Below are 9802 nucleotides of genomic sequence, written 5' to 3'. Positions count from 1 at the left end.
TGGACCAAGGGCGACGAGTACGGCAATGGCGTCTACATCCTGCCCAAGCATCTGGATGAAAAGGTCGCGCGCCTGCATCTGGACCGCATCGGCGTCAAGCTATCCAAGCTGAGCACGGAACAGGCCGCCTATATCGGCGTGTCCCCCGACGGACCGTTCAAGCCAGAACACTACCGTTACTGATCTGCGCCACCACCGGGCGTGGCCCCCTTGTCAGGCCCACGCCCAATCCCTCTGGTCGGACGATGCCTCCCTCATCGTCCGGCCAGAACATCACCGAAAGGATCCCTGATTTGTCTGGCCCCACTAGTTTCCAAATTGCAGCAAAAGGCGCAAATGCGGATAGCCCGCGCCCTTTGGAGCCCGAAAGGGTCTTGCGCGACGTTTGGCTGCAGCTGCTGGATGTTCAGGATCTGGCCGACAGCGACAACTTTTTCATGCTGGGCGGGGATTCCCTGCAAGTTGCCCGCATGTTGGGGCTGTTACGGGCGTGTGGCTGGACGGCGCCGCTCAAAGACATGATGCGATCGCCAGTCCTGTCCGACATGGCGAAGAAGCTTGTTCCCTACACAGGCCGCAAACCGCAGCTGCCGCACAGCCGGTCGCTGTCATCCCGGCGTGCGATCCCACATTGCGACGTTGATCTGATCACTTCCCGCGCTCCGGGCGGTCCCGGCAACCTTCAGGATATCTACGGCCTGCTGCCCATGCAGGTCGCGTTTTTGTACCAGAATCAACATATGGCGCAGGACGATCCCTATGTCGTCATCGACCAGTTTCACTGTGATGACCACGCCATACTTGAACGATTGATTGACGCCTACCGCACTGTCATCTCGCGCCACGATATTCTGCGCAGCCTGTTCTTTGCCGACACGACCACCCCTCTTCAGGCTGTTGTGCGCGATGTCGATTTCCCGATCACCTATCTGCCCATCATGGAAACCACAGCGCAAATCCGGGCGCGGCTTCAGGAATACCCGATGGCGCTTGATACCGGGCCGCTTCTTCGCGCCTATACCGCGCCTGACGGAACCGGTTGGGCGTTGTTCGTTCTGAAACATCACATTCTTGGCGACCATGTGTCTTTTGATCTGCTGCATGACGAAGTCGCTGCTGAAATGGGTCTGACGGGCCGCGCGACACCTGTTGCCCTGCCGTTCAGCCACGCCGTCGATGCCTTTGAAAACGCAGTGAAAGACGCCCCCCCTCAATCGGAAACCGTGATAGATGCAGACCCCGGCACGCCCTTTGGTCTGGACCTGTCACCCATCGGCGCAGGCCTGTTCAACCAGGCCCGGATCACGCTCGCCCCCTTACTCGTCACCCGCATGAGGCGTCTGGCACGCAGCTCTGGCGTCAGCCTTGCAGCGCTGTGTCATTTGGCCTGGGGGCTTGTCTTGTCCCGCGCCACGTGCTGCGACACCGTGTCAACGGGCACCGTCTTTCTGGGGCGCGCCAATCTGAGCCATGGGCAGCACACGATCATGGGCCCCATGATCAACACTCTACCGCTGCGGATGCAGATTGACGAACGCCCGGTGTCGGCTGTGCTTGCCGATCTTCACCAAAAGCTGACAGACATGCTGGCGCGCGAACATCTGCCAAGCCCGGTTTTCGCAGGCCAGCAGGCAGACAGGTTGCCCTTTGCCGCGCTATTGAATTTCCGGCACAGTGACGCGCGGCGCAACACGGCACCCGCCGGATATCAACATCTGCTCGAGGACGAACGCGCCGTCTTTCCGCTGACCTGTTCAATCGACGATTTCGGCGATGCGCTGGCTCTGACGGTTCAGGTCCTGTCGGAACAGGACGCGACCCATATCGCCCGATTGCTGGAAACCGCGTTCATCTCTCTGGCCTGTGCTTTGGAAACCAGCCCCGGTCAGGCCGTGAATACGCTTGAGGTTCTGCCTGCAAAGGAACGCGATCAGGTTCTGTACGGCTGGAATGAAACAGCCACGGATTTCCCGGCGGATTGCCGCATTCACGCGATTTTTCAAGCCCACGCCAAGGCGACCCCAGACGCGTTGGCAATTCACGACGGTGCGCGCAGGATCAGCTACGCCACGCTTGACCGGCGGTCCGACGCGCTTGCGCACTGGCTGCGACAGACCGGTGTTGCTGCGGGCGATCACGTTGTTCTGCACCTGCGGTGCAAAGCTGACCTTGTCGCGGCGCAGCTCGCCTCAAGCAAGGTCGGTGCCGTGTATGTCCCGCTTGCGCCTGATCTTCCGGCACAGCGCATAAGCGCTGTTCTCCAGGACTGCGCTGCCAAAGTCATCGTGACAGATATGGCGGACAGTTTCCCGGATGCCTCCTGCCGCGTGCTGTCGCTGTCCCGGGCACCGCATCCAGATGGGTCCGCTCAACCATTCAACGCCGTTCAGGGCGATGGCAACGCGCCGGCCTATGTCATGTATACTTCTGGATCGACTGGCGTGCCAAAAGGGGTGATCGTCGCACATCGTGGCATTGCCCGCCTTGCCGTTGGCAACAAGGACCTTCCGATCCGCCCGAATAACCGGATCGCCTTTGCCTCGAATCCCTCATTCGACGCCAGCACTTTCGAAATCTGGGGGCCCTTGCTGAACGGAGCCGCCCTGGTTGCGCTTGAAACGGATACATTGCTGTCGCCAGCCGCGCTTTTAGCAGAAGTCCGGCGGACCGGCATCGACACCATGTGGCTGACGGCGGGACTGTTCAATCAGGTCGCAGCTGAACTTGATGAGGTTTTCCAGAACCTTGAAACCTTGATCATTGGCGGCGATGTGGCAGACCGCAACGCCGCGTGTGATGTAGCGCGCGCGCATCCCGGCCTTCGCTTTCTGAACGGCTACGGCCCGACCGAGGTGACTACCTTTGCAACGATTCACCGGATCAGCCCGGATTTCGACCCGCAGCGCCCTTTGCCGATTGGCAAGCCTATGTCCAACACACGTGCATATGTGCTGGACCATCGCCTGCATCCGGTCCCGGTCGGCGCTGTCGGCGAACTGTATCTGGCCGGACCCGGGGTCGCGCTGGGGTATTCCGGTCAACCTGCACTGACAGAGGCACGCTTTGGCCCTGACCCCTTTGCAAAGGGCTCGCAAACACTGATGTATCAGACGGGGGATCTGGTCCGCTGGATGCCCGACGGACAGTTGGAATATCTTGGCCGCAAGGACAGTCAGGTGAAAATTCGCGGGTTCCGCATCGAACCCGAAGAGATCCGCGCCGCCGTGCTGCGCCACAAGGACTTTGCCGATGCCGTCATTGTTCCCGCCGGAGACACAGCCGCCGACCGTCACCTTGTGGCCTATGGCGTGCCCAAACCCGGGTGTTGCGTCACCCCGGCCGCGCTGACGCAACACCTGCGCCGGATTCTGCCGGCTTACATGGTTCCGCAAAAGACCGTCTTGCTGGATCGCCTGCCGCTGACGCCCACCGGCAAGGTTGATCGCCGTGCATTGCCTGACCCGAATGTCACGCAGACTGATACCAGTGCAGGGGCAGCTCCGAATGGCCCTGTCGAAACCGCATTGGCCGACATTCTTGCCCCCTTGCTGCAGGTCGACAGGCTGACGCGCGATGCCAATCTGTTTGATCTGGGGGCGCATTCACTGCTGATCCTCAAACTGCTCAGTGCCTTGCGCAAGCGGTTTGCAGTTGATCTGACCCCGTCTTCCATCTTTGCAGCTCCGACCATCGCGCAGCTTGCTCAGAATATCGAGACAAAGCAGAAAATGGGGCGCCCGGGACAGTTGGCGGCTATTGCCCGTCTGGACAGAACAGGGCCGCTGCGCCCGTCCTCGGCGCAGGAATCCCTTTGGTTCCTGACCCAATTCGATGGCGGAAATGCGGCCTACGTGGTCCCCATTGCCACCATCCTGACTGGCCCGGTTGATCATGCGGCCCTGCAACGCGCGCTGCAAAAACTGTTTGCGCGGCACGAGGCGCTTCGCAGCATCTTTTCCGCTGAAAATGGTCACTGCGCCCTCCGGTTCCTGCCTCGAACCACCCGAATTCCGCTGGCCTGTCACGACATGCGCAGCCATGCACAGCCGGATCAGATCATCAGGGAGGTCATGGCCTCCGAATGGGCGCATCCTTTCGATCTGACCCGGGGACCTCTTCTTCGGGCGCAATTGATCCGGCTCGACGATGCACAGCATCTTTTTGTCCTCAGCACGCATCATATCGTGTCTGACGGCTGGTCGATCGAGGTGATTGGCCGTGATCTGAGTTGTCTTTATGCCACCGAAACAGGCCTCGGCGCAGAACCCCAGCCGCTTGAGATTGCCTTTCAGGATGCGGCGCACTGGCAGCGGCACCGACTGGATGCAGGGCTTGCCAAGGTTCAGACGGCCTATTGGCGGAACACACTGGAAGGGGTCGATATGCGCCCTGCCCTGCCCACGGACTTCCCCCGCCCCGAGGTTCAGGATTACCTTGCAGGGTCGGTGCCCATTGCTATCCCGGCAGAACAGACCAGGCGGCTTGAAACCTTGGCCCGCACCAATGGCACAACCCTGTTTACCGTGCTGCTGACCGCATGGAGCCTTGTTCTGTCCCGCTTGTCCGGGCGGCGCGATCTTGTGATTGCTGTTCCCGTTGCCAATCGCGACCATGCCGATACGGCCCGATTGGTCGGCTATTTTGCAAACACGCTGGCCATTCGCGTCGCAGTCACCCCCGCGGATACCTTCAACACGCTGCTGCGCCGCGTGCATGCCGCCCTGCAAGACGGCCAGCGCCATCAGGATCTGCCATGGGAAGAGGTTGTGAAAGCGCTCAACCCCCCACGCGCTCAGGGTCAGTTGCCGATATGTCAGGTGCTCTTTGGATGGCGTACCGGTTCGCAATTCCCGCTTGATCTGAACCAGATCCAGACGCAGCCGATCGAAATACCCGCCACGCGAGTGAAATTCGACCAGCACCTTGACCTTGCCCGCACTGATGACGGCGTCACAGGGTCCCTGACCTACGCCACCGCCTTGTTTGAACCCGACACGGCCAAACGTCACGCTGGCTATCTCACGACACTCCTCGCGCGGCTTGACGACGCCGCAAAAGACGTGTCCGCAGAGCTGCTGGACATGATGCCCGCCGAAGAATACGCGGCGCTGACCATCGGCCCGCTTCGCACCCCGACTGACGTGCAAGACGCGGAAACCCTGAAAACCATGATCGCGCGGCAATGCGCAGCAACGCCGGACCGGGTTGCGGTCAGCGCCGGATCAGACGCGATCACCTATGCGCAATTGGCCGAACGTTCAGATCACCTTGCCGCATCCTTGCGCCGCCAGATCCCCCACCCCAACCCGGTGGTCGGCATCGCCATGTCGCGAAGCATCGATATGGTGACAGCCCTCGTCGCCTGCGCCAAGGCGGGCATTGCCTATGTGCCGATGGAACCCGACCTCCCTCAGGCCCGTCTGGCAACGATGTGCGACACCGCGACGCCACATGTGATCCTGTGTGACCCTGATGGCCTGGCATCGATGCAGGCGCTGCCGGTACCGACACTGCTGATCCAAACCGATGTGGCCAAAGCGCCGACGCTGGCCACATTGGCCACAGATCAAACCCCCACAGCATTGCCTGTAACACCCGACAGCCTTGCCTATATCCTGTTCACATCCGGATCTACCGGCACGCCAAAAGGTGTCTGTGTTCCGCATCGTGCGCTGGTCAATCATCTGCGCTGGATACAGCAGCAGTATCAGCTGACCGGGCGCGATGTCGTCGTTCAGAAGACGCCGCTCAGTTTCGATGTTTCGGTGTGGGAAATCTTCTGGCCGCTTGTCAGCGGTGCGACAATTGCCCTGCTGCCCCCCGGCGCGCACAAGGATCCCGATGCCCTGCGCGGCTTTATTCAGGACGCAGGAGTGACCGTCGCGCATTTTGTCCCATCGATGATGAATGCGCTTCTGGCCACCTCACAGACCGAAACGCCCACCGCGCTCCGGCAGATCTTTCTGGGTGGCGAAGCCGTATCGGCCGCTTTGGTGACGGCCACGCAGCACGCCTTCCCGGCAGCCCGGGTAAGCAATTTCTATGGCCCCTCTGAATGCACGATCGAAGCCACCTTTTGGGACGCCCCCCCCCGTTTCAAGGGCACGCAGGCCCCCATCGGCAGACCGATCGACAATATGGCTGCCTATGTTCTGGATCCTCTTTCCCGCCCCGTGCCCACCGGCACGATCGGTGAATTGCATATCTCCGGGCCCGGTGTCGCCGACGGCTATGCCGGGCGTCCGGATCTGACCGCAGAACGCTTTGGCGCGGACCCTTTCAGCACCGGGTCGCGCATGTACCGGACCGGCGATCTGGTGCGCAGACGCCCGGATGGAAACCTTGTGTTTGTCGGGCGGCTTGACGGCCAGGCCAAACTGCGCGGCTACCGTATCGAACTAAGCGAAATCGAGAGCGTCCTGCGCCGCCACACAGGCCTGAAAGACACCGCCGTCACAATCATCGAAACGCCCGATGCCGGCCCGCGGCTGGTGGCCCATATCGTCCCGAATGACAGACCCGCGCCGTCCCCCCAGGACCTTCGCCGCTTTGCGCTGGCGCATCTTCCCGACTATATGGTGCCGACGGCCTTTGTGCCACACAGCGCATTGCCGCGCACAGTCAGCGGCAAACTCGATCGAAACGCCCTGCCGTCGCCAAAACCGCAGGACCACTGCAACAGTACCAGCCCAGCACCAAAAACCGCGACAGAACGGCAGCTTGCAGCCATCTGGTCATCGCTGCTGGGCATTGCGCAAATCGGCCGGGATGACAATTTCTTCGACCTTGGCGGGAACTCGCTGCTGGCAGTCCGCATCGTCCATGATGCCCGCAAGGCCGGTTTGTTGTTTGGGCTGGCAGATCTTGTGGCGAATCCGGTCTTGTCGCTTCAGGCTGCCCAGCTTGATCGCCTGCATGCCCAGTCCAAAGGGCATCGCGCCGATGCAAACAAAACCTTCAGCCCGATTTCTGTCCTGACAACATCGGGTCAGGATAAACCGACAGTTTTCGTCTTTCCCGGCGCGGGCATAAGCAGCACCTCGTTTCGGCATTTCGCCGGCATGGCCAGAGAGGATTTTACCGTTGTCGGCCTTGATCCACCCGGATTGATCCCCGGACAAACCCCCTTTGACACCGTGCAAGAAGCGGCCGCCGTCTACCTGGAGGCAATCTGTGATACCGCGTCACAAAGTATCGTTCACCTGGTGGGGCATTCCTTCGGCGCAATCGTCGCCTTTGCGACCGCGCAAATGCTTGCGGACCGGCAGATGAGTATCGGCTCGCTGGCGATGCTGGATCCTCCCAGCCCGGCTTGGGCACAGGACAAACCACCGCTGGAACAACTGCACCGGGACTTTGCCGCCGGGCTGAGCGATGCCCTGTCCTGCCCGATGGATAGCACCTTGAAACGGGCCCTGGATCAGGACACGGACGCCGTCATCATCGCCATTCGGGAATGGCTCGTTTCGCACGGTGCCCTGCCCGAAGGTCTGGATACGGCCATTCTCAGTACCCGTTTCCACACATATCACGCAGCGCGTCATGCCCGGTACAGTCCCTCAGCCGTCTACGCAGAGTCTACGCATCTGTTTCTGTCCAACGCACCAGGACAGCATTCTCGGCTGGTCAGCTGGACTGGGTATCTGCAACGGATGACGATTTCCGTGATGGAGACCAGCCACCACGGCATGCTGCGCCAACCCGATGTCACCACCCTGTTCCGGCGCTGGCGCAATGCGCTCGATACCGGCAACGGTTCCGTAACCCCCATGGATTGCAGAAATTTGTCCTGAGGAGACCCAGAATTATGACAGTTCTTGAGCAAGAAAAAACGGTGCTTGATGCGTCATCGGCGCGGATGGAAACGATTTTCCCGACCTATCTGGTCACCCACCACTGGCCGAATGTTGACGGGCTCGATGCCCGCCTGTGTGCCTATGCCAAAGCCGAAATGGCCCGTACGGACGGTCTGTGCAGCACCACGACAAATGTCGGCGGCTGGCACTCTCCCAAAAGCTTGGGAACCTCGTCCAACCCCGATATTCAGGCCCTTTTGCGCCGGTTTGAATCGCTGGTGTTCGAAACTACAGCGCGCACAGCCTCCCCGGACAACGCAAAACGGCTCGAAACCCGGATCGACATGTGGTGCAATGTGAATGGCATACAGGATTACAACGAACCGCACATTCATCGTGATTGCACATGGGTTGGCGTGTATTATGCCGAAGTCCCCGAAGACACCGGCCCGGATCCCCGCGCCGGTGCGCTCGAAGTCTTTGACCCCCGGCCTGCTGCGGCGCTTGTGCCGACGCCGGGCATGGAATTCGATCTCACCCGGCTTGTGGTGCCGCAACCGGGGCTGATGGTCCTGTTTCCCAGCTGGCTGACGCATATGGTCCATCCGTTTCGCACGCAGGGACGTCGCATTTCCTTTGCCAGCAACATCAAAGCGCGACTGGCCTGATCCGTGGCGGGCCAGCAGATCTCCGTGCCGACGACCTCCCCCAGCGCCTTCAAGCGGTTTCTGGTCTCAACCGGATTATGCAGCGTGGCCGATGGCGTGACGCTAATCGCCTGGGTCTGGCTGGCGGCAAACCTCACACGTGATCCGATATTGGTCGCGCTTGTGCCTGCCGCGCTGAAATGGCCACTGTTTCTGCTGGCCCTGCCCTCTGGCATCGTGGCCGACAGGTATGACCGCCTGCACATCATCCGCATGATGGATGCGGGCAGAGCCCTGGTGCTGACGGCGCTCATCGGCTTGATTGCCGTGCAGGATCTTCCATCGTCGCCCCCGGCAGAAGGACTGGCAAACCCCGGAGTGTATATCGCGCTGCTTGTCGCGGCCACTTTGATAGGCTCGGCTGAGGTGTTTCGCAGCACCGCGGCCCGCTCATTCCTGCCTCAGATCATCGACGAGCCAAGCCTGGAAGGCGCAAACGGCAAACTGAGCGGTGCCGAACTTGTCGGGCACACGATGATTGGCCCGGCTCTGGGCGCGTTTCTCATCCATGCGGATTCCGTCCTGCCGTTCCTGTTCAACGCAGTCGCCTATGCCTATGCGATGTACAATCTGCGGTCTGTCGAAACCCGCCGCGTCGCGCGCGCCACACAGGTTGCGCCATGGCAGCAGGAACTGCACGAGGCATGGCGTTTCCTGATATCCATGCCCAACCTGGTTTATCTGGCCGCGATCTCTGCCTTCTGGGCCTTCTTCATCGAAATGACGATGGTCGCGCTTGTGCTGCATTCCCGTGAAAACCTTGGGGCCAGTGCAGAAACATACGGATTGATTATTGCCGGGTCCGCCGTCGGCGGCATTGCCGGTGCGGTCTGGGGTCCGGCCCTGGTCCGTCGTTTCGGCGGCGCGCGCATGGCGCAGGTTTGCGTGGCGTTCTCGGCCCTGTTCACGCTGCTTTGCGCGCTGAGCGGCACGGCATTTTGGCTGATGGTCATGCTGGCGGCGCTGCAATTCTGTTTCCTCATCTGGAACATCGTTTCCATTGCCTATCGCCAACGTGTCATTCCGCTTGGCCTGATGGGGCGCGTCAACAGCATCTACAACCTTTTCGGCTGGCTCCTTGCTCCGATCGGCATCGCCATGGCGGGCGTCATATCCAGCCAGGCACAACACTACGTGCCGCGCGAAACGGCTCTGGTCCTGCCGTTCTTCGTGGCCAGCACGGGCTGCCTCGTGATTGCGATCCTATTCTGGCCCTCCCTCTGGCGCATCTTTTCCACCCAATCTGTTGCTGGTCGGCACAGCTGACCAGCACAGTTCCACCCATCCTGCAAAAAGGGA

Annotated in this window: 4 protein-coding genes; all 4 read left to right on the top strand. The window is 60.9% G+C overall.

The annotated features are described in order from the left end of the window. On the top strand, positions 1-183 hold a 183-nt coding region (locus tag CHB75_RS17855; protein WP_176439109.1), incomplete at its 5' end, for an adenosylhomocysteinase. Positions 184-374: 191 nt separating this feature from the next. After that, positions 375-7793, top strand: a complete 7419-nt coding sequence (locus tag CHB75_RS17850; protein ID WP_176439191.1) for a non-ribosomal peptide synthetase — start codon at positions 375-377, stop codon at positions 7791-7793. 14 nt (positions 7794-7807) lie between these two features. Beyond that, complete coding sequence (locus tag CHB75_RS17845; protein ID WP_141135142.1) at positions 7808-8464, top strand: TIGR02466 family protein; 657 nt, start codon at positions 7808-7810, stop codon at positions 8462-8464. Positions 8465-8488: 24 nt separating this feature from the next. Then, on the top strand, positions 8489-9769 hold the full coding sequence (locus CHB75_RS17840) for an MFS transporter (RefSeq protein WP_176439190.1): 1281 nt from the start codon (positions 8489-8491) through the stop codon (positions 9767-9769). The last annotated feature ends 33 nt before the right edge of the window (positions 9770-9802 follow it).

This window comes from Puniceibacterium sediminis (genome assembly GCF_900188035.1).
Taxonomy (GTDB): domain Bacteria; phylum Pseudomonadota; class Alphaproteobacteria; order Rhodobacterales; family Rhodobacteraceae; genus Puniceibacterium; species Puniceibacterium sediminis.
Note: the sequence above shows the minus strand (reverse complement) of the source record. Positions and strands in the feature narration are given on the sequence as shown.